Raw genomic sequence first — 25,007 nt, forward strand, 5'->3', positions numbered from 1 at the left:
AGATTGTCTGGGCGTGAGTCACTAGAGTTGCCGGGCGGAAGCAGAAGACATGCGAAATAGCAAATCCCCAAGATGCGGTGATTCACAATTGCCCCTTTCTTCGAAAAGGAGAGCAACTCCCAGTTGACAGGGAGTGTAGCACCCGCGGCAGCCGTAGGTTCTTCGCATGCGCGCAGCCCGATAATTGTTGATAAATCTCTAGTGTCCTATTCCCACTCGATCGTGCCGGGCGGCTTCGACGTAATGTCGTAGACCACGCGATTGATCCCGCGCACCTCGTTCACAATCCGGCTCGAGATGCGTTTCAGCACCTCGTGCGGAAGCGGAGTCCAATCCGCCGTCATGCCGTCTTCCGAATACACTGCCCGCACCGCACACGTGTAGGCATACGTCCGCTGGTCGCCCATCACGCCCACGCTCATCACCGGCAGCAGCACCGCGAAGCTCTGCCAGATGCTCGAATAAAGTCCCGCCGCCTTGATCTCGCTGACCACGATGTCATCGGCTTCCTGCAACAGCGCCACGCGGTCCGCCGTCACTTCCCCGAGGATGCGCACCGCCAGCCCCGGTCCCGGAAAAGGCTGCCGCCCCAGAACGTCTTCCGGCATCCCCATGTCCCGTCCGATCCGCCGCACTTCGTCTTTGAACAAATCACGCAGCGGTTCGATCAGTTTCAGCTTCATCCCCAATGGCAGCCCGCCCACGTTATGGTGGCTCTTGATCGTCTGGCTCGGCCCCTTCACGCTGCTCGACTCAATCACATCGGGATAGAGCGTTCCCTGTACCAGCCAGTCCACGCCCCCGGTCTGTTGCGCAATTCTGTTCGCCTCGTCGTCAAACACCGCGATGAACTCCGCGCCAATCCTCTTGCGCTTCGTCTCCGGATCGGTGACGCCGGCCAGCTGCTTCAGAAACCGCTCGCTCGCATCCACGGCAACAATATTCAGTCCCAGCTTGTCGCGCAGATTCTTCTGCACGCTTTGGAACTCGTTCTTGCGCAGCACTCCATTGTTCACAAAGATGCAGGTCAGCTGGCTGCCGATCGCTTTATGCACCAGCATCGCCGCCACCGAAGAATCCACGCCGCCTGAGAGACCGCAGATCACGTGTCCCTTGCCGACCTTCTCGCGAATGCCCGCAACCGTCGTCTCGATAAAGTGCGCAGGAGTCCAGTCGCCCCTTGCCCCGCAAATGCCAAACACAAAGTTCTTGATCAGCTGCGGCCCCAGCGGCGTGTGGTGCACCTCAGGATGGAATTGCACCGCCCACGTCCGCCGCTCATCATTCGCAATTGCCGCCAGCGCGTTCGACGTCACTGCCGTGCGCCGAAATCCAGGAGGCAATTCCAGCGCCTCGTCCCCGTGACTCATCCATACCTGGATCGCGGGCGGCAGCCCGGCAAACAGCGGCGTTGACCTGTCCTCCAGCGCAACCTCGGCATGTCCGTATTCGCGCTTCGGCGCCGTCCGCACCTTGCCGCCCAGGTGATGCACGATGAAGTGCAACCCATAGCAGATGCCCAGCGTCGGCACCTTCATCTCCAGCAGCTTGGGGTCGGCATTAGGCGCATCCGCGTCGTACACCGACGACGGACCTCCCGACAGAATGATGCCAATCGGCTTATATGCCTCGATTTCCGCGAGGGGGACCGTGCAGGGAAGCACGACTGAAAAAACGTTCAACTCGCGAATACGACGCGCAATCAGCTGCGTGTACTGCGAGCCGAAATCAAGAATAACGATGGTCTGGGTGTCCACCTTTCAGTGTGGCAGGGGCCACGGCGCCGTGTAAAGAACTGATAAATCTTGATAGTGGGTCAAGACCCACTACCTGAATCTTCCCCGCTTCCGTCCGCTCCGCCGAAAAATCTCGATGCAAGCTCGGGGATATCCAATCGCCATGGATCGCCTTTGCATGACATCGAGGAGCGGACCCGGAACATCACTGCCTACAGCTCCTTCTTAACTGCTCTGAATTCTGTGCCAGAATGCCCACCCTCCCCATTAAGTAACGATTGCGGGACATTACCGTCGCCGAATTACCCTGCACTGCTGCGCTCCTTCGCGCGCACTAAAGCCATATTGTGTGCTGCCGACATCCGGAATACAGTCTGAGAATCAAACGGGCGAGATCATTTTGAATTGGACCGGCGTTACGCAGGTTCGGTCGCACAACAAGGAGATCATCTAATGGATCCATCGAGCATCGGCGCCCACTTCTCCATAGTCCGCGATCATTTGCAGCTTTTTGCTGCTCTCCTGTTTGCTTTTCCCACCCTCAGCTTTTTAAGTATCAAGATCTGGAGTGCCGGTCGCTCCACAAAGGTACAGCGAACCACAAATTGGTTCGTCCCCACCGACCTCGAATCCGAATCGGCGCGCTTGCACTACAGCATGCAGCACCAGTCCGTGGCCTTCGCTCACCAGGTTCACCGCAATGCGCGCCATGCCGTCGCAGTCAGGAACTCGAGTTCAAGGCGGAGCGCCTGAGATTTACGCTCCACCCCACTCCCCCGCCAATCCCTGCTCGACGCATGGCGCGTCTTACTTCGCTGCGCTGCCTTCGCCCTTGTAAACTACCCCGGCCTTCATCACAAACTTCACGTCCTGCAGCACACGCACATCGTCCAACGGATTCTTGTCCACTCCAATAATGTCCGCCCACTTTCCCGCCTCCAGCGAACCCGTCTTCGCGGTCCACCCCATCAGGTCCGCCGCGTTCACGGTTGCCGATTGCAGCGCGGCCAGCGGCGACATGCCCATCTGATTCACATACACGTCCAGCTCATGCGCGTTCAGCCCATGGGGATACACCGCCGCATCCGTACCGAGCGCAATCTTCACTCCCGCCTCGATAGCGTGCTTGATGTTCTTCTTTGCCACAGCCGTCACATCCAGCATCTTCTGGTGATAGAGGGCAGGCAGATTACCCTTTTCCACCATCCAGTCCTGCAGGTAGAGCGTCGGCACCAGGTACGTTCCCCGCATCTTCATCTCTGCGATGGCTGCGTCGTTGATGTAGCTACCGTGCTCAATTGAATCCACGCCAGCCTCCGTCGCCCAAAGAATTCCTTGTGCTCCATGCGCGTGAGCCGCCACCTTCCGTCCCAGCCGATGCGCATCCGCGACAATTGCCTGCATCTCCTCCAGCGTGTATTGCGAAGCCTGCGGATCATCGCCTTTCGACAGTACGCCACCTGTCGCGCAAATCTTGATCAGGTCCGCGCCATATTTAATGCTCTGCCGCACCTTTTGTTGGACCGCCGCAATTCCATCGGCCACACCATCGCCCACCTGGTGATACTGCGCCGGCAGCAGGTTGTCATCGCAATGCCCGCCCGTAATTCCCATCGCCGGTCCGCTCACAAGCATGTGCGGTCCCGCCACCTGGCCCGAGTTGATGGCGTCCCGTAGATCCACATCGGTGTAATCGCCCGCCCCCACATTTCGAATCGAAGTGAATCCCGCCATTAGCGTCAAGCGCGCGTTCACCACGCCATTGATCGCCTGCTTCGCATCGGTCGACGTCAACTCTCGAAATGGATCGAAGTCCGTGTTCATGGTGATGTGCGTGTGCACATCGATCAGACCTGGCATCACCGTCATCCCGCCCAGGTCCACCACCGCGTCACTCGCCTCGGCAGTCAGTGACGCCGTCGGCGCAATCGACTGGATGGTATCGCCGACCACCACGATCGTCTGCGCATCTGCAATCTTGCCCGTCTTCACATCGAGCACATGCCCGGCCCTTACGAGCGTGCGCCTGACTCCTGCCTTTTCCTGTTGTTGGGCGGCAACGGCCGGCAAAAATGCCGTTCCGGTAAACGCAAGGCATAAAAATAGCGCAAGCTTCCGTCTCAAACTCATTCCGTCTTCTCCATTTCGGGGGAACTGTTAGCGGAGTTTAGCAAATCTCATGCACCGGCTGAACATTTTCTTCCGTTCAGATTCCTGAAGCCGTCCGTCGGCTGCGTCTGGTAATCTTTTCTGCGGCGCAGCGACGCTCGATCCCGCTGCACTTCTTCCAGGCCCCCTCTTCCCCCTCCTTTGCCGAACGAGCGCGGCCTGTCAATTCGAAAACCAAGAGGAGAACCAATGAAGCTTTCTCAACTCGCGCCTGTATTCCTGATTGCAGCCGGAATTGCAGTGGCACAATCTCCCGCCCCATCTTCCAGTGACGATTCCAAGCCCTCGCCGCCCGCAGCCTCCAAGAGCTTCGATCTTTCGGCGATCGATAAATCCGCCGACCCCTGTGAAGACTTCTACCAATACGCATGCGGAAACTGGGTCAAGGACAATCAAATTCCAGCCGACCAGGTCCGCTGGGCTCGCTCGTTCTCGCTTCTCAGCGAGCGCAATCGCTACCTGTTGTGGCAGGAACTCGACGCCGCATCCAAGAATCCCAAGACCCCACTTCAGAAAAAGTACGGCGACTTCTATGCCGCCTGCATGAATACCGACCTGATCGAACAAAAAGGCCTCGAGCCGATCAAGCCCGCCCTAGATCGCATCGCCGCGCTCAACGACACCAAAAGCCTCGCTCCGCTGCTAGGCGGTCTCGCCGAAAAAGGCGACCCCGCGCCGCTCTTCCGCTTCGGGGTACAGATTGACGAAAAGGATGCATCCAAACAAATCGCCAGTGTCGGCCAGGGCGGTATATCCCTGCCGGATCGCGAATACTACCTTTCGGATGGCAAGCGCTTCCAAACCATTCGCCAGCAATATCGCGAACACGTGACCAAAATGTTCACCCTTGCCGGCGATTCGCCTGAGGATGCCGCCAAAGAGGCGGATGCCGTACTCACCATCGAAACGGCGCTCGCCAAGGCCTCTACCAGCCGCACCGCCCTGCGCGATCCTGAAAACCGCTACCACATCTATTCCGTTTCCGACTTCCAGAAGCTCGCACCCGATTTTGATTTCGCGGTGTATTTCAAAGACGTTCAAGTCCGGCCCTTCGATACCCTCAATGTCGCTACTCCCGACTTCTTTAAAGAGCTGAATGAACTGCTCACATCCGAACCCGTCGATGCCTGGAAGTCGTACCTGCGCTGGCACACGATTCACGCCTCGGCCGCCAACCTGCCCAAGACCTTCTACGACGAAAACTTCAACTTCTTTGGCAAAACCCTCGCTGGCCAGAAGGAGCCTACTCCACGCTGGAAGCAGTGCACCGGCGAAACAGATCGTGCCCTGGGCGAAGCTGTGGGTCAGGACTGGGTAAAGGAGCATTTCCCACCCAAATCCAAGACCAGCATGGACCTGCTCGTAGCCGCCCTTGAAAAATCGCTCGGCGACGACATCAAAACATTGCCTTGGATGACTGACGACACCAGAAAAGCCGCTGAAGCGAAGCTGGCCCTCTATCGCAACAAGATCGGCTACCCCGAGAAATGGCGCGATTACTCGGCCATGGATGTCAAACGTGACGACGCGATCGGCAACATGCATCGCGACGCCGTTTTCCAGCGCAATTACATGCTCAACAAGCTGGGAAAGCCCGTCGATGAGAAGGAATGGGGCATGACGCCGCCGACGGTAAACGCGTACTACAACCCGTCGATGAACGACATCAACTTCCCCGCCGGCATCCTCCAGCCCCCGTTCTTCGACCCGGACATCGATCCCGCCGTCAACTTCGGCGGCATCGGCGTGGTCATCGGACACGAGATGACGCACGGCTTTGACGACGAAGGCTCGAAATACGACGGCCACGGAAACCTGCGCGAGTGGCAGACTGCCGAAGATCGCAAGAAGTTCGTCGAGCGCACCGACTGCGAAGTGGCCGAATATGGCGGTTTTGAAGCGGCCCCGGCCCACGGCGACGTGCCTGAAGCCAAGCTCAATGGCAAACTGACCCTCGGCGAGAACACCGCCGACAATGGCGGTCTGCGCATTGCCTACATGGCGCTGCTTGACGTCCTGGCCAAGGAAGGCAAGTCCATCAACGACAAGATCGATGGCTACACCGAGGAGCAGCGTTATTTCCTCGGCTTTGCTCAGGTCTGGTGCCAGAACGAAACCGAACAGGCTGCACGTCAGGGAGCCATGACCGATCCTCACTCACCCGGCCGCTGGCGCGTCAACGGTACGGTCCAGAACTTCGACCAGTTCGGCAAGGCATTTGGCTGCCACAAGGGTCAGCCGATGTATCCAGAAAACTCCTGCCGCGTCTGGTAGCAAACCCGCCCATCCGGAGCCGCGGTGCATCTCTACCTCGGCTTCGGCCCTTTTCAGGCCCACTCCCGGACCCAATTTGCACTCCCGCCACTCAGCAGTGCCGATTCCCCTCCTGTGCGGTGACGTTGCAAGCATTTCCGCGTCCAATTCGCATCGGTTATCCGCACCTGATTGGCACGAGGGCGACATGTTCTATCACGCCGCGTTTCCCCGCAACGATCCAACCTCAAACACCTTGTTTGGGCCTATCTCGCGCTGAAACTAGGCATAACAAGCCCTCGCCTTTTACAATGCAGCAGGGACCCATCCCAACCCAGCTCTGCTGCGGAATCAGCACACACTTGGCGGCTCTCGCCTGACCAGGATGAAGGAATCGCATGAAGTTCAGGAAATTCGGCAAGGCTCTTCTGATGACTGCCCTCTCTGCTGGCGTGGTCTTCGGTATCTCGTCTTGCGTGCAAAGCTTTACAGTCGGCTTTCTCTACGTCACTGGAACGCAAACGGCCTCCTCCGCAGGTCAAGGCATTATCAGCGGCTTCAAAATCGACCACAATACCGGCAATCTTGTTCCGATCGCAGGCCTTCCCGTCAGTTCCGGCGGAGCCAATCCAAACCGCGCCGTGCTGCTGACCGGTGGACGCTTCGTCTATGTCCTCAACCAGGGGTCCCACTCCGACGGCTCTCCCTGCACAACTGCAAATCCCTGCACCAACGCCAATATCACCCAGTTCTCCATCGGTGGCAACGGTGTGCTCGCCCCCCAGGGCACCTACTCTACCCTGGGAAATAACCCCTTCCGCATGGTTGCCGACTCGCAGGGCGCACACATCTTTGTGCTCGATCATGATGCTCCCAATGGAACAGGGTGTTCGCTTGTCTTCGGAGCATCGACAACCACCTGCGGCGACATTACCGCCTTTTCGGTCGACCCTACTACTGGGCGCCTGAGCTACGTCCTCAATTCGCAGGTCACCGCTTCCAGCGGCGCGCCGCTGCCCTACTTTCCGATCCCGGCGAACCCCATCGACTTTGTGCTTTCCGGAAACTTCTTCCTCACGCTGAGCGGCACTCCGGCGACCGGCGACTCGGTCTTTCCTTACGCCTACAATCTGGCGAGCGGCCAGCTGACCATCAACCAGAACAGCTCGCAGCCGCTTGGCATCAGTCAGGGAACGGCGATCGTTACGGCCGGCGCCCAGATCTATGTTCTCGATGATGGCCCCAATACCAATACTCCGCCTTCGAATGGCCAGATCTTTGCCTTCACCGCAGGCACAAACGGTTCGCTTCAATCCTTGGCCAACGGCAACATTGCCGACAACGCCAACTTCTCCAGGCCCATCCTTGCGATCCAGGCAAATGGCAAGAGCTGGCTTTACGTCCTGAATGAGGGCGACAATGCCAACACGACTGTTGCTCAGAGCGGAATCGCAGCCTTCACCCTTACGACTCCGTTTCAGGCGTCGCCAATCTCCGGCCAGACGGGTGACACAGGCGGGACTGGTGCCGGCCCTCAGTGCATTCTTGAGGACCCGTCCAACCAGTACGTCTACACCGCTAACTTCAACGATTCGACGGTCACGGGCCTCTCGATTGATCAGAACGACGGCAATCTCACTCCGCTCAGTCAGTCGACGAAGGCAAAGGACAGCTATAAGCTTCCTGGCCCCGGGACATGGTGCATCGCCACCGGGCGCACAAGCTAACACCTTCGCGGCGATGTTCACGAGTGAGAGCGACCATCGCGGCTGCTCTCACTCGAACCGCAAAGGCTCTTGAAACACAGCCGATTCGATCAAAGTCCAAAAGCAGAATCGGGCATCAGCAATTCAGTTCAAAGAATCGATTGTTAGAAGGTCACGAAGTTGGCTCCAACACGAAAGATGCGCATGAAGTTGAACAAACCGATTCAGTTGCTGGCCATCTCGGCGGCAAGTCTGCTGGCAGCCTTCTTCCTTTCCGCCTGCGCCACGCTTACCGTGGACTTCGTATACGTGACAAGTGCCCAGGCGGCAGGCCCCAACAGCTACGGAGAAGTCGACGTTTACGAGATCAACTCCGAGTCCGGCCGAATACGCCGGATCGTTACCTCACCCTTCCCTTCCGGCGGCCGCAATCCCGTTGCTGAAGCCGTGTCGCCCGACGAGGCCGATCTCTATGTCGCCAACAGAGACGACAATTCCATCGTCCAGTTCGTCATCGGCAACGACGGCAAGCTCTACCCTCAGAACACCGTGAATACGCCCGGCATCTTCCCGCTCGCGACTGCCGTCGCTGGAAATTTCCTCTACGTCGTCGATACCTTCCAACCGCTGCCAACCTGCAGCCCCGCGTCGCCTTGCTCGGGAGCTGTCGCCGTTTTCCCCATTTTGAATGCCACGCAGGCCGGCGCTCTCAAGCCTGCTCAACCCGCCGACACCCTGGGAACTCCGTTGGTGAACACCGCCATCAGCGCCAGCTACTGGCCTCTCTCGCTGTCGGGGGCGGCCGCATCTGACGTCTTCGTTCCCACCGCAGTCACCGCGGCTTCATCCGGCCCCTATGTGTACATCGCGGGCTATGATTCCACCACCAGCCTCGGCTACGTTTTCGGATTTGTCAGCGGCTCCGACGGCACCCTCACCTCAGTTCCTGGATCCCCTCTGGCCGTTGGTACCCATCCCAGCGCAATCGCGAGCGACAAATCCGGCGCCTATCTCTACGTCACCGATTCCACACGGGACCTCGTCTATGGTTTCCAGATCAATGGCGGGGAATTGGCCGCCCTGAGCAACAGCCCCTTCGCCACAGGCGGTCAGCCAAGCGCCATCCTGCTCGACGCGAACGCCAAGTACGCCTTCGTCGCGAACGGTCAGGATTCAAACCTGAGCGTCTACTCCGTCTCCTCCGGCAATTTGACCCGGCTCGGGTCGTACACAACAGGGACACAGCCAGTTGCAATCGGCATCGATCCGTCGCTCAACCAGTTCGTATTTACCGCAAATTTCCTCGGCAATAGCGTATCGGGGTTTCAGTTGAACTCCAGCGACGGTTCGCTTCTCAATTCTCAGTTTTCACCGTCCCCGTCCAACGCCAATCCAACAGCCGTGGCAGCAATTACGCATGGAAGTTCCAAGAAATAGCCGGCATGTGGCCGGCGAACGGCCGGCTTCGCTTCACAAAACGCAATTCGGCTCGATGCCGCGCACGACAGCAGCACCCCTTTCAGGGCTTTTACAATGACTGATAGGAACCTCAACCAGCATTCTCAGGGCTTGACCTTGACAGCCCGTGACGAAGGAAGCGCATGAAGTTCAGCAAATTGAGACAGCTCATGCTGGTCTCGGCCATCGGCCTCGTTGTGGCCACGCTCTTTTCAGGTTGTCAGCTTGTGACGATCGACTATGCGTTTGTCGCCACCTCCGCAAGCAAAATCGGATCCAACGGGACCGCTTGTCCTGCCGGCGAAGTTGAAACATTCGCCGTCGATTCGCAGTCCGGTGCAATCCGCTCCGGCGCCCTGCAGGTCTGCTCCGGTGGCACCACGCCTACGGCAATTGTCGTCTCTCCCGGATACCAGAACCTCTACGTCGCCAATCAGGTGGACATGAATATCGTCCACTTCGCCGTCGCCGCCAACGGCGTGCTCACAAAGAAGGACAGCGTATCGCTTGGCACAACGCCCGTCGCCATGGCGGTCAGTCCCGACGGCAATACACTCTATGTCGTTTCTGGAACCACCACCGCGACGCTGTCGACCTACTCGCTCTCTTCCGGCGCTTTGGGCTCTGTTGCCAACCAGGTCAGCCTCGCAATCCCGGGCTTTGCCTCGGATTCTGTCGTGCCGACCGGTGTCACTGTCCTGGCAAACGGAAATGCGGTTTATGTGACAGCTTACGATTTGTCCGCCTACAACCCCGGAGGAGTCACAACCAGCACCGCCAGCCCCGGATGGCTGTTCGGATTCACCACCGGCTCTGGTGGAGCATTGACCCCGATTCCCGGAAGTCCCTACAACGCGGGTGTCAAGCCTTCTGCACTCGCGGCAGACCCTACCAACCGGTTCGTCTACGTTACCGATTTCGCATCGAACCAGTTGATCGGCTACGGCATCTACACCGGCTTTAGCCTCAACTTCCTGGTCAACGGCCCCTACAAGACCGGCGGAGAACCTACATCGATCGCAATCGATCCGCGCGGCAAATTCATCTACGTCTCCAATTCGCTTGACTCGAGTGTGACCGCATACGTAATCGATCTGACGACCGGTACGCCATCAACTGCAGTCAACGCAACCGGCTCACAAACCAACACTACCGATACGCAGCCCTTGTCTGTCGCAGTTGACCCCGCGCTTGGCCGCTTTGTCTACACTGCCAACTTCCTCGGCAACTCGGTCTCCGGTTTCCGTCTCGACCCAACCGCAGGAACGCTGAAACAGACCCAGGCCACACCGTATCCCACCGGCATCCACCCGACCAGCGTCGTCCTGGTGCCGCATGGCAACCACTCCACGCAAACGGTAACGCCGTAGCACTGCGAATCCATACAGTCATAAGCCCAGCCATCCGGCTGGGCTTTTGCTTTTTGCAGCACCCACAAGCTCGTCCGTGGCCTAGTCGTTTACCCGCGGTTCCCGCGTCGCTATACTGGCTCCGCACTTATCCCCCATCGGTTACTTACCACTTCCTTCTTGAATGTTGTCCAGATCGGTCGCTACACTCTCCTCACTTAAAACTCAGCAAAATTCTCGAGACTTCCGCTTCCCAGGATCAGGAGGCAACATGGATTCCCGCTCACTGCGACCGTCTGCACACCTGGCGGCTCTTGTCCTCGCCATCTGCGCTCCCTTCGCCCAGACACAACAATTGAAGACCATCAACCCTCCCGGCGGCGGCACCATCGTTTACGGCCAGGTTGCCGGCCAGACTACCGAGGCCGGAGCCATGGGCGCCGTCCTTCGCTCAGTCCACCAGAACGTCGGCGAGAAACCCCAGGTCGGCAAGCTCTTCCAGGTGCACGGCACCGAATCAGTAGCCGCCTTCTTCAGTGCCACACGCCGCAATGGCAACGGAGGTCAAGTCGCCGGCATCATCATCGCCACCAAGGTCAGCTCCGATCACGTCGAGGCTGCCCTCGTTACCGATGAAGCCACGCGGTTCCATCGCTCCTTGCCGACGAACATGAAAACACTGTTCGCAGCTTGGCACCCGTTGAAGGACGCAACGGGCGCATCCGCTTCCTCCGGCCCCGGTGCTTCTGTCGCGTCGCTCCACCAGCAGGTGCTCCCCGACCGCTCCGCCAGCGTCAGTCTTCCCGACAACTGGAGAATCGCCCCGAATCTCAGCGGCGGTGGAACTATTGTGGCTGTGGGGCCGGACGGCGAAAATGCTTTTCTCGGGCTAGCCTTCCCCGCGATGGACACCAATAACCCGGCGGTCCAGCAGACCATGCGTCAGCTTCAGGCTGGCCGCTTGCAGAACACCGCCTACGCGCGGGCGGCGTACATTCCTTACGGCGCCGATATGCAAAAGACTTTTGTCTTCCTCTTCAATAAGTCACGCGACCGCGGTGGAATGCCGGCCGCCGACTTCACTTTCTCCGCTTTTGCACCGATGCAAGGCAACGGCTCTGATCATTGCGCACATCTCGCCGGAACAGTCGATTTCAAGGATCAGAAGGGCACGCGCGACATGAACGGAGTCTATTGTGTCGAGCAACCCGGCCGCATGGGATCCTACATGACCCTGGCTTACGTGACGACGGTTCCGATGCCTCTGGCTGCGAAGCAACGTACAACCTTGGGTGCGATCCTGCAGAGTTTTAACGTCAATCAGTCCGTCGTCAATGCGGAGTCCGCGCAAATCGCCGCACCCGCGATCGCGCAAATCCACGCCATCGGCGCCGCAGCGGCCGCTCAGGCACAGGCCGCCCATGAGCGCAATGATATTCAGAACAGCAGCGTCTACCAGCACTGGGACAGCATGGACCGCCGAAGCCAGGAATTTGAAAACTATCAACTCGGCTACAGTGTTATTTCCGACAACCAGAACAGTGCACACGGCACCTTTTGGAACGAAGACGCCGACGCCCTCGTGAAGAGCAATCCCAATCGATTCGAGTACGTTAACGCACCCAACTACTGGAAAGGCATCGACTATTGACGGTGATCGGCCGCATGAAACGATTAGCGCCATCACCAACGCTCTGCGGACAGATCCATTTCAAGTCGATCCAGGATCAATGTAGAGTTGGTAGTCCTATGCGATTCCGGCAGCCGCGCCGAGGAATCCGCCCTCCTGGCTCTTTATCTACCTAGGTCGTATCGATGGTCGCTTCGTGGATGCGATGCGGATTCTGGCGAACGTTTGTTCTGCCGTGTGACTTTGAGCTCAGCCTCTACTTCGGCGATACGGACGCGAAGGCGGCGCTTGATCTCTGCAACGGTCTCGGTCTCTCCGAGGTGGCCGGTTTCATCGAAGTGCTGCAGGTAGGTCCGCAGCTCTTCTAGGAGTTCATGGGGAAGGCGGTGGCCCATAGACAGATGATTTTGCCACAAAATCGGTGCAAGCGGAGGTAAAAATTCTGTTGTGGGCCAATCGTCGGAGTCGGGCTGGTTCCCGCTCGCTGCCTTTTAGCGCCACACGTGCATCCACCCGCGCAAAATGCGCTGCGCGGGCTTCTCTACGAAGTGGAGCGCCATTAGCGCAAGCGCTATTAGCAGCAAATAACTGATCCAGGGATCAAATCGCGCTAGATTCAACCGGTCCAGTACATGCGAATCGTGAATCATGTTCCACAGATTGAAGTGAAGAAGATAGAGACAGTAGCTCGCCTCGCCCACAAACACCAGCGGTCGCATGCCTAGCAGTTTCGACAGCGGATTCACGCCTGCCAGCCCGATAATGATGCAACCGAACAGTGGCATAAAAAAACCGTCATGCAATAGCGGATAAGGCAGCCTGCGCGCCTCGACCAGGACCACAAAGGTTGCGGCAAATCCGAAGATTCCCACCGCCAGCCGCTTCATCCCCATCCTGGGCACCATCTCGTCGAGATTCGCCAGCATTACGCCGAAAATAAAGCTAGCCAGGTGTGGAATCGGCGTATATTTCAGCGCCTGCAGCCACTTCCCATAGCTGAAGCGATCTACATGCTCCAGCCCATCGGGATTAAAAATCACGTAGAGTGTTCCCGGAATCAATCCGAGCATCCACACCAGCCCCATCTTCGCAAGGTGCGGTCCCACTTGTTCCGGCTTCTTCCACCGTGCCATCCACGGAAACAGCACGTAGTAGAACGACTCGGCCGACATCGTCCACGCCGGCGTATTCAGAAATGTCGCAATCTCCGGAATCCATCCCTGCAGCAGCAACGGCGACAACACCATGCCCGTCCAGAACATCCCGTGAGTGTGGGTTCCCCACTCCAGTGGAATGATTTTGAACGCCAGGATAAGGCTCAAGAGATAGATTGGATAAAGCCGCGTAAATCGTGCTTCATAGAACCGCACGTTGCTTAACTCACCCGTGCGTGCTTTTGCGCTGTAGTTGTACCCCAGCACAAACCCCGAGAGCAGGATGAAAAAGCTCACCGAGGCATAGCCCGCGTTTACAACAGGCGCCAGCGGCCCAAACCAGTTGGGATTGGAAAAATGAAAGAGGACGATGTTGACAGCCGCAAAGCTGCGCAGGCCCGTCAATGCATCAAGCCGCGCTGGCTTTTTCATTTCCACTTGCTGCTTAGACGTCAAAGTGCCGCCAGCTGACGCAATTACCGAAGATCCGGGAATCTCTCGAGCCGTGCATCCCGATCCTGATTTTCCAGTTCCCAGGACAACTGTGAACTTCGAACTTGGAACTGTGAACTGCCGCTAGGCCGTCACTAGAGAACCGACCTTTTCGCCAAGCACCACACGCCGGATATTCCCCGGGTGGTTCATGTTGAAAATGATCATTGGCAGGTTGTTGTCCTTGCAAAGGCTCACCGCGGTAAGGTCCATCACCTTGAGCCCTTGCCTCAGGATTTCCATGTAGGTAATCTCGTCGTACTTCACGGCATCTTTCACTAGCACCGGGTCGGCACTATAGACGCCCTCCACCTTCGTTCCCTTCAGCAGAACGTCGGCCTTGATTTCCATTGCCCGCAGGCTTGCCGCCGTGTCGGTCGAAAAGAATGGATTCCCGATGCCCGCCGCAAAAATTACCACGCGGCCTTTTTCAAGATGCCGCACCGCGCGCCGCCGGATATACGGCTCGGCAACCTGGTTCATGAAAACAGCCGACATCACCCGGCACTGCACCCCGCGCTGTTCCAGCGAGTCCTGCAGGGCTATCGCATTCATCACGGTGGACAACATGCCCATGTTGTCGGCGGCAACTCGGTCCATCTCCTTCGCTTGCTGGGCTACCCCGCGAAAGAAATTACCTCCACCGACTACGATCCCAATCTCCACGCCCAGTTTGTGGACATCACGGATCTCCTCCGTGATCTCTGCAACTTTTATTGCATCGAGGCCAAACCGGTTTGCTCCCGCCAATGCCTCGCCCGAAAGCTTGAGAATGATCCGCTTGTACATGCTTTTTCGAGTATCGCACACGCACCGGGACCCCACGGACGCAGCTCCCCACACTGCCGGGATGCAGGCTCCCAAAGTTTCAATTCTGAAACAAAAGTCGCCGATCTGGCGGTTTGCTCCAAAGCCTTTAGGTGTAAACCCCCACGTCCCGCGTGTTCAGCTTGAGCATCGTGCCGGCCCGTCGCGAGTGATTCGAAGATCCCCTTTCTCCATCGTCGTAACCCGCACCTCTGTCCAGACTTAGGACAACCAACGTTTACTCCGGCGAGTCCTGAACCACCCGCGTAACTTGACAGCATCTTTGCTCTGGTTTACTTTACTTTGCAGCGTAAAGTGAGTGTGCGATGAGCTTCCCAATTCACCCTCTAGACAAGGCACTCGGCGACATCACCAGCATTCGCCGCCAGGTCGCACGCACCACTGAATTCCGCGGCTACGGTGCTGCCACGCTCGCCACCACCGGCCTGTTCGCCGTCCTCGCTGCTGTTATGCAAGGCTTTCTGCTGCCCGATCCCGCCAACCACATCGGCAATTACCTCCGCATCTGGATCACGACCGCGATCCTCTCAGCTGTCCTCATCGGCATGCAGACGCTTACCCGCACCCGACGCATCCACTCCGGATTGGCCGACGAGATGATTCTCATGGCCGTCGAACAGTTTCTCCCCTCCGTCGGTGCCGGCGCACTCATCTCTGTTGTTCTCGTCCGCTTCGTTCCCGGTTCGGTGTGGATTCTGCCCGGCCTCTGGCAAATCACCTTCAGCCTCGGCGTCTTCGCATCCTGCAGATTCCTGCCCAAACCGATGACAGCCGCGGGCTGTTGGTATCTGCTTACAGGTCTCACCTGCATCGGCCTCGGCGACACGCGCGCCCTCACTCCTTGGACCATGGGCATAGCCTACGGTGTCGGCCAGTTGATCGTTGCCGCGGTTCTCCTCTGGGGTTCGAAAGAAGATCGCGATGAAGTCTAAGTCCTCCAGCAGCGAAGGCCGTTTCGCCTACGAAGGCCTCGATCGAGTAATCCACGAACGCGCCCGCCTCAGCGTGCTTACTTCCCTCATCACCAATCCCAAAGGCTTGGCGTTCAACGATCTCAAGCAGCTTTGCGCGCTCACTGACGGCAACCTCAGCCGTCACCTCAGCCTTCTCGAAAAAGAGAAGATGGTCGAAATCATACGCGGCCACGACCGCAATCGCCCCCAAACTACATGCCGCATCACCGCTTCCGGCCGCAAACGCTATCTCGAATATCTCGCCACACTTGAGCAAGTAGTACGCGATGCCGCCGGCGGCGCCAAGCCCGATGCCGCCGTCTCCACCTTGCTGCAAAACCTCGCGCCCTCGCGAACTTAAAATTTTTTGCCTAATAACTTTGCACTGCAAAGTTAATCCTGGATGGAGGAACACCCTTGAACGACGCGCCAATGCTTCACCCCAGCTTTCAGTCGAAATTTTCATCCCGCTCCATGGGTGTGAAACTTCTCATCGTCTGCGCGCTGGCGTTGGTCATGACCATTCCGGCCCTCTTCGTGAACGACCTCGTAGACGACCGCACCCATCGCGCGTCCGATGTCGTCAAGGAAATCAGCAGCCATGTCGGAGGTCAGCAGACCTTTCTCGGACCCACTCTCGCCGTTCCTTACGACATCCCGGCAACGTCATCCGCTTTCAATGCGAAGCACGGCACTTATCTCGTATTTCCCGCCCAGGCATCAGCGACAGTAAAAACCAGGGCGGAAGAAAAGCGCCGCTCGCTCTTCAAGGTTCCCGTCTTTCAAGCCGATCTCAACTTTGAAGCAGCATTCGACTTGAATGGGGTACCCTCCGCCGCACCGCAAGGCGCCGTACTCGATTGGTCCCGCGCCGAGTTCATCGTCGGCGTCACCGATGCGCGCGGCGCAATCTCCGACGGCTCCTTGACCATCGGCGGCAAGACGCTCCCGCTATCGCCAGCGGAGACAACTGAGAACTTTTCCCTCGGTTCGGATGCCGCACAGCAACTCAAGCTCAAACTCTTTGGCGCGCGGCCTGGAAACGTGCAGCCCAATAGCCACTTCGCCGTCACCGCTGCAATGCGCTTCTCCGGCGCTCAGCGCATTGCTTTGCTCGCGTACGGAAAAACCACTCGCCTCAACATGCAGGGCGACTGGCCCGATCCCAGCTTCGATGGCGGCTTCCTGCCTGTAAATCACAACATCACTCCCAGCGGGTTCACCGCCGACTGGACCGTTCCCTTCATCGCTCGCGGAGTGCGCGCCGAAGGCGTCGGCGACACCCTCACCGGTCTCGACACAACCGCTCTCGGCGTCTCCTTCGTTGAACTCGCCGATCCCTACCAATCCGTGACGCGCTCACTCAAATACGTCCTTCTCTTCCTCGGCCTGCTCTTTCTCTCCTACTTCGTCTTCGAAGTCACCACCGGCAAACGCGTCCATCCAGCGCAATACGTTCTTGTAGGCATCGCGCAAATCATCTTCTATTTGTTGTTGCTTTCTCTCGCCGAGCGCATCGGCTTCGACTTCGGCTTCCTCGTCGCCGGCGCCGCCACCGTCACTCTGCTCTCCACCAATGCCGGCTGGATCTTCGCAAGCCGCGCCCAGGCTGTCCGCGCGTTTGTTGTCTTCGCTCTGCTATACACACTCATCTACCTCCTGCTGCGACTCGAAGACAACGCCTTGCTCGTCGGTGCCGTGGCCAGCTTCCTCGCCGTTGCCGGTGCTATGTACTTCACGCGTTCGATTGATTGGTACGGATCTCTGCCAGATACAGCCACTCCGAATCAATAGTCAGGATTATTGCTCGTATCCCCTCGTCCGTCAGGAGACTTTATAGTGCAAAGCAAATCAAACTCTCGTCTTCACGTCGCCATCATCATGGACGGCAACGGCCGCTGGGCCACTCAACGCGGGCTGCCACGCGTCGCCGGACATCGTGCCGGTGTCGCCGCAGTCCGTCGCGTTGTCGAGCACGCACCCCCACTCGGCATCCGCGTCCTCACCCTATACGCATTCTCGTCCGATAACTGGGCGCGCCCAGCGTCGGAGGTGCAAAGCATCTTCTGGATCATCCGCGCCTTTCTTCGCCTCGAGTGCGAACGCCTCCGCCAACAGGGCGCGCGCCTCGAAGTCATCGGCCGCCGCGATCGCATCCCTGCACCACTGCTCCGCGAGATCGAACGTACCGAATCCGCAACCGCAGCTGGACGAAGCCTTCACCTCCGCATTGCCATCGACTATTCCGCACAGATGTCCATCGCCGCCGCCGTCGCAACCGCCGCAGCCCAGCCCCCGCGCGAACAGCTGATCTCTCCTGACCACATGCGGGCTTTCATTGCTCACGCACTCACTGCAGACAGCGGTAACGTCGATCTGCTCATTCGCACCGGCGGCGAACAGCGCCTCTCCGATTTCCTTCTCTGGGAAACGGCATACGCGGAACTCGTCTTCACCCACCGCATGTGGCCCGACTTCGATGAGTCCGATCTCGCCTCCGCCCTCGGCGACTTCAATCATCGAGAACGCCGCTTCGGCGCCATCCCCGCCGCACCCGTCCAGTCCGAATCTTCAAACACGGACAGTGCTCAATGACCGCCGCTTCCCGACATCCCCTTCCTCCATCGCGCGCGCTACGCGTCAAATTCATCCTGCCTGCGCTCACTGAGGCCACCGACCCTTACTGGCGTCCCATCAAGTACTCGCTCTTCCCGCCGCTCGGCCTGGCAACGCTCGCCGCCTACCTCTCGCCCGACGACCACGCCGTCATCGTCGACGAACACGTTCAGCCGCTCAACCTTAACGACACGCCCGACCTCGTCGTCATCCAGGTCTACATCACCAACGCCTACCGTGCGTACAAGATCGCCGACCACTACCGCAGCACAGGCGCCTTCGTCTGTCTCGGCGGACTCCACGTCACCTCCCTCCCCGCAGAAGCCGCCTCTCACGCCGACGCCATCTTTCTCGGTCCCGGCGATCAGACCTTTCCGCAGTTCCTCAGAGACTTCCGCGCCGGGATTCCGCAGCCCGTCTACACCTCGACATCCGGTCGCACACTCGAACGCATTCCGCCGATTCGCCGCGACCTTATCCGCCGTGCTTCTTACCTTGTCCCCAATTCCATTGTCGTTACCCGCGGCTGCCCCCAGCATTGCGACTTCTGCTACAAGGATGCGTTCTTTCAAGGTGGCCGCGGTTTTTACACACAACGTGTGGACGAAGCTCTCGCCGAAATCGAACGCCTGCCTGGGCGCCATCTCTATTTCCTCGATGACCATCTCCTCGGCGACCGCCATTTCTCTGAAGCGCTCTTCTCCGGAATGAAAGGCATGCGCCGCCTTTTTCAGGGCGCGGCCACCGTCGATTCCATACTTCGCGGAGACCTCATCGAGCGGGCCGCTGAAGCCGGTCTCCGCAGCATCTTCGTCGGTTTTGAAACCCTCACCCCCGACAATCTCCGCCGCAGTAACAAGCGCCAGAACCTCGGCCGTGACTACAAGGCCGTCGCCGACCGCCTGCACTCGCTCGGCATCATGATCAACGGCAGTTTCGTCTTCGGCATGGACGACGATGGCGACGACGTCTTCCGCCGCACCGTCGACTGGGCCGTCGAACAGGGCATCACCACAGCGACCTTCCACATCATGACGCCCTATCCCGGCACGCAACTCCACGCCCGTATGGTGCGCGAAAGTCGCATCGTTACGCGCGATTGGAACCTCTACGACACGCGCCACGTCGTCTACCGCCCCGCTCGTCTCTCTCCCCAAGCTCTCAAGAATGGATACGACTGGGCCTACCGGGAGTTCTATCGATGGTCTTCGATCGCGCAGGCATCATTGCATCACGGCACGCTAAAACATCAGCTGAAACATTTCTTCTACGCATCAGGATGGAAGAGATTTGAGCCGCTCTGGGACATGCTGATCCGCGCCCGACAACTCACACGCGTGACGCCACTACTCGAAGCAGTCCTCTCGCGTGTCACCAGCACGGCGCCGCAGCCCCGGGCCGCCCGGGCACCTAGCTCGTTCCCGATCATTTCCAGCGACGTTCCAACCTGATCGATGCAACCCCGCAACAACAACAAAGGCCCGGAGCTTTCGCTCCGGGCCCTCGCCACTTGCATCCACCCCCCAGGGGATGGATCTCTTCAAATTGGCGACTTACTCCGCTGCCGCTTCCACGGCCTTGGTCTGCGAAACGGTCCAATCCGGCGCACCCACCTTGAAGCGCGCGAAGCGCCGCACGGTGATGTTCTCGCCCAGCTTGCCGACCTTCTGTGCAATCAATTCCTTGATGCTGACAGCCTGGTCCTTGATGAACGGCTGCTCCAGCAGGCAAACCTCTTCGTAGAACTTCGCCATCTTGCCTTCGAGCATTCTCTCCACGATGTTTGCAGGCTTGCCCGTCGCAGCTGCCTGGGCGCGATAGATCTCCTTCTCGCGTTCCATATCCTCGGCGCTGACGTCTTCGGGCTTGATGTACCGCGGGTCGCTCGCCGCGATGTGCATCGCGATATCCTTCAGCAGCTCCTGGAAGTCATCGGTGCGCGCCACAAAATCGCTCTCGCAGTTCACTTCCACCATCACGCCGATCTTGCCACCGGCATGGATGTAGGTCCCCACCGCACCCTCATTGGTCGTACGCGCTGCCTTCTTCTGCGCTGAAGCCATGCCGCGCTTGCGCAGCACCACGAATGCGTCTTCGATATTTCCCTTGGTCTCCTGCAAGGCCTTCAGGCAATCGCCCATGGGCGCGCCAGACTTCTCGCGAAGATCCTTCACCAACTTTGCATCTATCTTCTCTGCCACACTCATCTCGCTTCCTTCCCGTTTCCCAAATTCGAAATTCCGTTAAAACTTTCGGCAGTCGACTCGGCTATCGCCTTTCGGAAAGCCAATACGCTTTGCCGGGATGGCCGCACCGCAGGTGCCGCCAAAAGAAAAGCGTGGCAACCAGACTGCGCGGCCACGCTTGTCTCGGTCTACTTAAGAACTTAAAGGGCGCGTTCAGCCACTTCCTCTTCGTCGATCGCCGCTTCAGCCGCTGGAGCCTTGCGGACTCCCGCACCAAGCGCCGCATCAAAGTCGACGTCCTCCACCGGCGCCGCTTCCGCCACCACAGGAGCTTCGTCTTCGGCTGCCGGAGCCTCCGCCGCAGCAAACGCCTTGTCGCCCACCAGGTTCACACCCTCGGCCGCCGAGTCGGCGATCTTCGAGGTGAACAGGCGAATCGCACGCAGCGCATCGTCGTTACCGGGAATCACGTAATCCACCACCGTCGGGTCGCAGTTGGTATCCACCACCGCCACCACCGGGATGCCCAGCTTCCGCGCTTCCTTCACCGCAATCGCCTCGTTGTTCGAGTCGACGATGAACAGCGCATCGGGCAGGCGCTTCATATTCTTGATGCCGGCCAAATTGGCCTGGAGGTGCTTGCGCTCCCGCTCCAGCTTTATGACTTCCTTCTTGGTCAGCAATTCGTACCGGCCATCCGTGGCCATATCATCCAATTCCTGAAGGCGCTTCACCGACTTCTGCACCGTCACCCAGTTGGTCAGCAGTCCGCCCAGCCAGCGCTGGTTGATGTACGGCATGCCCGCCCGGTTGGCCTCTTCAGCCACGGCGTCCTGTGCCTGGCGCTTGGTGCCGACGAACAGAATCGTCTTGCCGCTCGCGCACAGTTCAGTCACAAACTTCGACGCGTCCTTGAAAAGCTTCAGCGTCTTCTGCAGGTCGATGATGTAAATCCCGTTGCGCTCGCCAAAGATGTATTCCTTCATCTTGGGATTCCAGCGCTTCGTTTGATGCCCGAAGTGAACACCAGCTTCGAGCAGCTCCTTCATTGTGATCGTGGCCATTGGCCTCCTTCGTGGATTGCATCCGGACTAACCTTCGTCTGGCCCGGATTGAAACCCGCTCTCGCGGGAGATTTACAACCAGGGACCAGTGGTCAGCTTTCAGTGATCAGATTGTCTTTGCCTTTACTGATCACTGTTCACTGAACACTGTCCACTTCGAAGCGCTTAGCGCTTCGAGAACTGGAACCGCTTGCGTGCACCCTTCTGACCGTACTTCTTGCGTTCCTTCTGGCGAGCATCGCGCGTCATCAGGCCTTCCGCCTTCAGCAGCTTGCGCAGCTCGGGGTTGAAGAGAACCAGTGCGCGGGCAATGCCCATCTTCACGGCATCGGCCTGCGCGGCAACTCCACCGCTCTTCACCGTGGTCACCACGTCGAAGCTCGACGCCAGTTCTGCAACCACCAGGGTGCGCTTTGCCGCCACACGCTGCTGCTCGGTTACAAAGTACGTCTCGAAGGGCTTGCCGTTCACCTTCCACTCACCGGTGCCCGGACGCAGAAAAACACGGGCAATCGCCGACTTGCGGCGCCCCGTCCCGTAATACTGAACCAGATCTGCCATTCTCTCTTGACTCTCTCCGCCGGCCTGTCTCAGCGCGGCCAAAACCGTCTAAAAACCAAATTCGCCACAGCTAAAAGCTGCGCACTCCAATTTCCAAAGCCACTGGCTGTTGCGCAAAATGCGGATGCTTGTCGCCGCGATAGACCTTCAGCTTCGTACCCATCGCACGGCCCAGCTTCGACTTCGGCAACATGCCCTTGATCGCCTCTTCCAGAATCTTCTCCGGCCTGCGGGCCAGCAGACGCGAGAATTCCTCTTCGCGCAATCCGCCGGGGAATCCCGTATAGCGGCGATAGACCTTGCTCTGGGCCTTCAGACCTGTCAGGCGAACCTTCTCCGCGTTGATCACGATGACGTGGTCGCCCATGTCGATGTACGGAACGTACTTCGGATTCAGCTTGCCGCTCAGAACATCGGCCGCCTTGGTCGCCAGCCGGCCCAGGGTCTGGCCGCTGGCATCCACTACATACCACTTGCGGTCAATATCCTTGCCGCTCGGAACAAAGGTGCTCATCTCTCTCCTGCCCTCTATCAACTCAAAAACTGCAGCGCATAGCGCTAATTCCCCATGGCATCCGCGCATGGGATTCAATTCTGCCCACTTCCAAACAATCCTGTTCGGGTGAGGACTGCGGCGCTTGCCCCTCAAAAAGGGCCCTGACTCTGCTGGACTTAACTTGCTGTCCCAGCCGAAGGTGCCTGTTCCGGTCGAATCCGATTAAGGGGTTCAATCAGCCGGGTCCGGGCTAAACTTCTTCTCCTCATCGACTTGAAACCGTCTCAGAGGGCCCACAACAGACCCCAGGCGCAACACCGCACAAGACCCTTAGGATACCCGAATCCATAAGCAGAGTCAACGAAATGCAGGAATTGGTAGTGGGTCAGTTTGAAATATGTTACTTAGAATTTCCGTCTTTTGAACCGCGACCAAAGATATAGCCAAGTGCGGTTGTAGCGGCGCCCAAGGCGAAGTGGGCTTCGCCAGACCAGAACTCACGACTCCCAGTCTTATAGGCAAGGCACCATAGTCCGCCCGCGCCAAGCATGCCACAGAATACGACGACAAAGCCGATTACAAGGGACGCGTGATTTTCGGTCCCAAAAAGAATGCCGAACCAACCAAGTTCGGCCTTCAATCGATCCATCTCATGTTTTTGCGCAAGCTGCTGTCGCGTTATACGCTCTGCCTCGGTTGTACCAGCAGAAATCGCCTCGTCAAGTTTTGTTGGCTGAGTGGGGGGTTCGACTACTTGTTTTAGTACCTCGTCGCGTTCAGAGGCCATCCAGGTACTGCCTACGATATCCGGCAGCTTCCTCCGATACCGCAAAAATGCGAGCGACCATTGAAATCGGATAGCTTTTGTATTTCTCGAACATCTCCTTAGGCATTAGGAGATTGGCTGCAAACGTATTGGCCTCTCTCTCCCACCGGTCGTTAGGCCGACGACTGGGGTCGCGCCACAAGACCTTATAGGCCTGACTGTTTGCCCATTCCTCATGCATGACCTTATGCCCCAACTCGTGGGCAATCGTAAAGGTCTGACGGACTCCGCTCTCGGCTTGATTTACGAGGATCGCGTTTTGCACCGGATCGAATAGGCCAGCAACGCCTTCGCTAGCCCCTTGGAACGCAACGAAGCGAACATTGACTCCGACGAGATTTGCAATGTGGACAGGATTAACCGGAGGGTCAATTATTCCAGCTTCGTTCAATAACCGGATCGCCTCTCGCTCTGCTTGACGGTAGTTCGGTTTTACAAGGCTTTCCATAGTCGATTTGCCCCACTTCCGTGGAGGGGAGAACGAATGGCGAATAGGCACCCCTCTTGGTAGAGGTTAGCACCATTCATGGTGAGTTTTGCACAGGTTTTGGATAAATTGTGGAAAAGTAGCACACAATTAAGGACTTTTCGTGCTATAGGACTACTCCTGCCGTTTGTTGTAAGGACCCCGCTTCTTTGCCTGCTTCACTGGCAAAAGAGAAATCAATTCCTCGACGCTCCAAACGTGGTTCGATAGTCCAGATTCCATTGCCGGGGTGACCCGCAACGTCTGATGCACGCGGCAAAAGTTATAGAACATGAAGTACAGCGCGATTGCGTGACCGTGGTTCTCAACCTTCTTTGAAAACGCATTCGTCAGCCGCGTGAACCGGCGCATAGACATGCGCATGGTGAGGTTCTGGCGCTCCACGTAGCTCGTGCTGACGTGCGCGGGATCGGGAACACCGCTGACCGTCTTCATGTCGCAGCCGATGCACGTTGCAGGGCTGTAGCGTGTCTCTGGACTGTTTCCTGTTGCCCCAAAGACCTTGTGAAGCACTGCGTAGTCGGCATCGCCGCCAAAAGCCTTTTCAACCGCCGTCAGATAGGGTCTATGCGAATCTGTTGTGATCTGCGGTTTCCCGATAATGCGGGCTGCTGCATCCTTCATGAAGTTGAAGGCTGAGAGCTTGCCTCTGTCGCCAACGTAGTAGGTCACGCAGAGCTTTGTATCCGCGTCAATCGCGGTCCATGTCCAAACGTCGCCCCAACCATCGGCCTTTTGCTCTGGCGAAGCATTCTTGTTCTTCGCGCCCACGAAACTCCAGATTTCATCAGCCTGCAAACGCTGAACCTTCATGTTCCGAACGTTGCGGTGATGATAGTCGGCACATGCACAGCCCATTTCGATCAGTAGGTTCGTCACAGTGTTCTTAGCTACACCAGTGATGCGGACCGTTCCGCGAATGCTCATCCCTTCGCAGAGGCACTTAATAACTTGAGTCTTCTCGGCGATGGACAGGAGATTCATACTGACCAAATTATGCTTGATAAAATGGTGAGTGTCAAGCACTAAATGACGACAATAAC

At 58.1% G+C, this 25,007-nt stretch carries 22 protein-coding genes; 11 read left to right on the forward strand and 11 right to left on the reverse strand.

The window, feature by feature from the left end:
- Positions 1–206: 206 nt before the first annotated feature.
- A complete protein-coding gene (gene guaA / locus VK574_RS16505) occupies positions 207–1,757 on the reverse strand; it encodes a glutamine-hydrolyzing GMP synthase (protein WP_472800960.1) in 1,551 nt (516 codons plus the stop codon).
- A gap of 786 nt (positions 1,758–2,543) precedes the next feature.
- A complete protein-coding gene (locus VK574_RS16510; RefSeq protein ID WP_472800961.1) occupies positions 2,544–3,866 on the reverse strand; it encodes a metal-dependent hydrolase family protein in 1,323 nt (440 codons plus the stop codon).
- 228 nt (positions 3,867–4,094) lie between these two features.
- Here VK574_RS16510 and VK574_RS16515 point away from each other — a divergent pair, with 228 nt between their 5' ends.
- From VK574_RS16515 to VK574_RS16540, 6 genes are all read left to right on the forward strand, one after another.
- A complete protein-coding gene (locus VK574_RS16515; protein WP_472800962.1) occupies positions 4,095–6,179 on the forward strand; it encodes a M13 family metallopeptidase in 2,085 nt (694 codons plus the stop codon).
- A gap of 377 nt (positions 6,180–6,556) precedes the next feature.
- On the forward strand, positions 6,557–7,885 hold the full coding sequence (locus VK574_RS16520; RefSeq protein ID WP_472800963.1) for a beta-propeller fold lactonase family protein: 1,329 nt from the start codon (positions 6,557–6,559) through the stop codon (positions 7,883–7,885).
- Positions 7,886–8,068: 183 nt separating this feature from the next.
- Positions 8,069–9,301, forward strand: a complete 1,233-nt coding sequence (locus VK574_RS16525) for a lactonase family protein (protein ID WP_472800964.1) — start codon at positions 8,069–8,071, stop codon at positions 9,299–9,301.
- A 164-nt stretch (positions 9,302–9,465) separates the two neighbouring features.
- On the forward strand, positions 9,466–10,692 hold the full coding sequence (locus tag VK574_RS16530; RefSeq protein WP_472800965.1) for a lactonase family protein: 1,227 nt from the start codon (positions 9,466–9,468) through the stop codon (positions 10,690–10,692).
- A gap of 250 nt (positions 10,693–10,942) precedes the next feature.
- The gene (locus VK574_RS16535; RefSeq protein ID WP_472800966.1) at positions 10,943–12,322 is read left to right on the forward strand and encodes a hypothetical protein; all 1,380 of its coding nucleotides are present in this window, start codon (positions 10,943–10,945) and stop codon (positions 12,320–12,322) included.
- Positions 12,323–12,501: 179 nt separating this feature from the next.
- Positions 12,502–12,669: a hypothetical protein gene (locus VK574_RS16540; protein WP_472800967.1), complete on the forward strand. Its 168-nt coding sequence runs from the start codon at positions 12,502–12,504 to the stop codon at positions 12,667–12,669.
- A 123-nt stretch (positions 12,670–12,792) separates the two neighbouring features.
- Here VK574_RS16540 and VK574_RS16545 read toward each other — a convergent pair whose 3' ends face one another.
- Both VK574_RS16545 and pyrH read right to left on the reverse strand, forming a co-directional pair.
- Positions 12,793–13,887 (reverse strand): acyltransferase family protein, encoded by a 1,095-nt coding sequence (locus VK574_RS16545; RefSeq protein WP_472800968.1) that lies wholly within the window; start codon positions 13,885–13,887, stop codon positions 12,793–12,795.
- Between the two features lie 144 nt (positions 13,888–14,031).
- The gene (pyrH, locus tag VK574_RS16550; RefSeq protein ID WP_472800969.1) at positions 14,032–14,736 is read right to left on the reverse strand and encodes a UMP kinase; all 705 of its coding nucleotides are present in this window, start codon (positions 14,734–14,736) and stop codon (positions 14,032–14,034) included.
- A gap of 344 nt (positions 14,737–15,080) precedes the next feature.
- Between pyrH and VK574_RS16555 the strand changes: the two genes are divergently transcribed.
- From VK574_RS16555 to VK574_RS16575, 5 genes are read left to right on the forward strand one after another with little or no spacing between them, the layout of a single operon-like run.
- Complete coding sequence (locus VK574_RS16555; RefSeq protein WP_472800970.1) at positions 15,081–15,707, forward strand: hypothetical protein; 627 nt, start codon at positions 15,081–15,083, stop codon at positions 15,705–15,707.
- Entirely contained in the window at positions 15,697–16,089 is a 393-nt protein-coding gene (locus tag VK574_RS16560) for a transcriptional regulator (RefSeq protein WP_472800971.1), read from the forward strand. The genes VK574_RS16555 and VK574_RS16560 overlap by 11 nt, the downstream gene beginning before the upstream one ends.
- 56 nt (positions 16,090–16,145) lie before the next feature.
- Positions 16,146–17,522, forward strand: coding sequence for a cell envelope integrity protein CreD (gene creD / locus VK574_RS16565; protein ID WP_472800972.1), 1,377 nt, complete (start codon positions 16,146–16,148; stop codon positions 17,520–17,522).
- Positions 17,523–17,567: 45 nt separating this feature from the next.
- The gene (locus VK574_RS16570) at positions 17,568–18,323 is read left to right on the forward strand and encodes a di-trans,poly-cis-decaprenylcistransferase (protein ID WP_472800973.1); all 756 of its coding nucleotides are present in this window, start codon (positions 17,568–17,570) and stop codon (positions 18,321–18,323) included.
- The gene (locus VK574_RS16575) at positions 18,320–19,795 is read left to right on the forward strand and encodes a B12-binding domain-containing radical SAM protein (RefSeq protein ID WP_472800974.1); all 1,476 of its coding nucleotides are present in this window, start codon (positions 18,320–18,322) and stop codon (positions 19,793–19,795) included. The genes VK574_RS16570 and VK574_RS16575 overlap by 4 nt, the downstream gene beginning before the upstream one ends.
- 102 nt (positions 19,796–19,897) lie before the next feature.
- Here the strand turns inward: VK574_RS16575 and tsf are convergent, their stop codons facing one another.
- From tsf to VK574_RS16610, 7 genes are all read right to left on the reverse strand, one after another.
- The gene (tsf, locus tag VK574_RS16580; protein WP_472800975.1) at positions 19,898–20,551 is read right to left on the reverse strand and encodes a translation elongation factor Ts; all 654 of its coding nucleotides are present in this window, start codon (positions 20,549–20,551) and stop codon (positions 19,898–19,900) included.
- Between the two features lie 179 nt (positions 20,552–20,730).
- Positions 20,731–21,594 carry a 30S ribosomal protein S2 gene (rpsB, locus tag VK574_RS16585; RefSeq protein WP_472800976.1) on the reverse strand — a complete coding sequence of 288 codons (864 nt, stop codon included), beginning with the start codon at positions 21,592–21,594 and terminating at the stop codon, positions 20,731–20,733.
- 165 nt (positions 21,595–21,759) lie between these two features.
- Positions 21,760–22,155 carry a 30S ribosomal protein S9 gene (gene rpsI / locus VK574_RS16590; RefSeq protein WP_472800977.1) on the reverse strand — a complete coding sequence of 132 codons (396 nt, stop codon included), beginning with the start codon at positions 22,153–22,155 and terminating at the stop codon, positions 21,760–21,762.
- A gap of 70 nt (positions 22,156–22,225) precedes the next feature.
- A complete protein-coding gene (gene rplM, locus VK574_RS16595) occupies positions 22,226–22,669 on the reverse strand; it encodes a 50S ribosomal protein L13 (protein ID WP_472800978.1) in 444 nt (147 codons plus the stop codon).
- Between the two features lie 382 nt (positions 22,670–23,051).
- Positions 23,052–23,438, reverse strand: a complete 387-nt coding sequence (locus tag VK574_RS16600) for a hypothetical protein (RefSeq protein WP_472800979.1) — start codon at positions 23,436–23,438, stop codon at positions 23,052–23,054.
- The gene (locus VK574_RS16605; protein WP_472800980.1) at positions 23,428–23,925 is read right to left on the reverse strand and encodes an ImmA/IrrE family metallo-endopeptidase; all 498 of its coding nucleotides are present in this window, start codon (positions 23,923–23,925) and stop codon (positions 23,428–23,430) included. Before VK574_RS16605 ends, VK574_RS16600 begins: the two co-directional genes overlap by 11 nt.
- 153 nt (positions 23,926–24,078) lie before the next feature.
- The gene (locus tag VK574_RS16610; protein WP_472800981.1) at positions 24,079–24,948 is read right to left on the reverse strand and encodes an IS1 family transposase; all 870 of its coding nucleotides are present in this window, start codon (positions 24,946–24,948) and stop codon (positions 24,079–24,081) included.
- Between the last annotated feature and the right edge of the window lie 59 nt (positions 24,949–25,007).

It is taken from the genome of Occallatibacter sp. (assembly GCF_035317045.1).
Lineage (GTDB): Bacteria > Acidobacteriota > Terriglobia > Terriglobales > Acidobacteriaceae > Telmatobacter.

Bases quoted from the DNA above. Each gene is read 5' to 3' on its own strand.
- VK574_RS16510 (WP_472800961.1), bottom strand. From the start codon at position 3,866: ATGAGTTTGAGACGGAAGCTTGCGCTATTTTTATGCCTTGCGTTTACC.
- VK574_RS16515 (WP_472800962.1), top strand. From the start codon at position 4,095: ATGAAGCTTTCTCAACTCGCGCCTGTATTCCTGATTGCAGCCGGAATT.
- VK574_RS16520 (WP_472800963.1), top strand. From the start codon at position 6,557: ATGAAGTTCAGGAAATTCGGCAAGGCTCTTCTGATGACTGCCCTCTCT.
- VK574_RS16525 (WP_472800964.1), top strand. From the start codon at position 8,069: ATGAAGTTGAACAAACCGATTCAGTTGCTGGCCATCTCGGCGGCAAGT.
- VK574_RS16530 (WP_472800965.1), top strand. From the start codon at position 9,466: ATGAAGTTCAGCAAATTGAGACAGCTCATGCTGGTCTCGGCCATCGGC.
- VK574_RS16535 (WP_472800966.1), top strand. From the start codon at position 10,943: ATGGATTCCCGCTCACTGCGACCGTCTGCACACCTGGCGGCTCTTGTC.
- VK574_RS16540 (WP_472800967.1), top strand. From the start codon at position 12,502: ATGCGATGCGGATTCTGGCGAACGTTTGTTCTGCCGTGTGACTTTGAG.
- VK574_RS16545 (WP_472800968.1), bottom strand. From the start codon at position 13,887: ATGAAAAAGCCAGCGCGGCTTGATGCATTGACGGGCCTGCGCAGCTTT.
- pyrH (WP_472800969.1), bottom strand. From the start codon at position 14,736: ATGTACAAGCGGATCATTCTCAAGCTTTCGGGCGAGGCATTGGCGGGA.
- VK574_RS16555 (WP_472800970.1), top strand. From the start codon at position 15,081: ATGAGCTTCCCAATTCACCCTCTAGACAAGGCACTCGGCGACATCACC.
- VK574_RS16560 (WP_472800971.1), top strand. From the start codon at position 15,697: ATGAAGTCTAAGTCCTCCAGCAGCGAAGGCCGTTTCGCCTACGAAGGC.
- VK574_RS16575 (WP_472800974.1), top strand. From the start codon at position 18,320: ATGACCGCCGCTTCCCGACATCCCCTTCCTCCATCGCGCGCGCTACGC.
- tsf (WP_472800975.1), bottom strand. From the start codon at position 20,551: ATGAGTGTGGCAGAGAAGATAGATGCAAAGTTGGTGAAGGATCTTCGC.
- rpsB (WP_472800976.1), bottom strand. From the start codon at position 21,594: ATGGCCACGATCACAATGAAGGAGCTGCTCGAAGCTGGTGTTCACTTC.
- rpsI (WP_472800977.1), bottom strand. From the start codon at position 22,155: ATGGCAGATCTGGTTCAGTATTACGGGACGGGGCGCCGCAAGTCGGCG.
- rplM (WP_472800978.1), bottom strand. From the start codon at position 22,669: ATGAGCACCTTTGTTCCGAGCGGCAAGGATATTGACCGCAAGTGGTAT.
- VK574_RS16600 (WP_472800979.1), bottom strand. From the start codon at position 23,438: ATGGCCTCTGAACGCGACGAGGTACTAAAACAAGTAGTCGAACCCCCC.
- VK574_RS16605 (WP_472800980.1), bottom strand. From the start codon at position 23,925: ATGGAAAGCCTTGTAAAACCGAACTACCGTCAAGCAGAGCGAGAGGCG.
- VK574_RS16610 (WP_472800981.1), bottom strand. From the start codon at position 24,948: ATGAATCTCCTGTCCATCGCCGAGAAGACTCAAGTTATTAAGTGCCTC.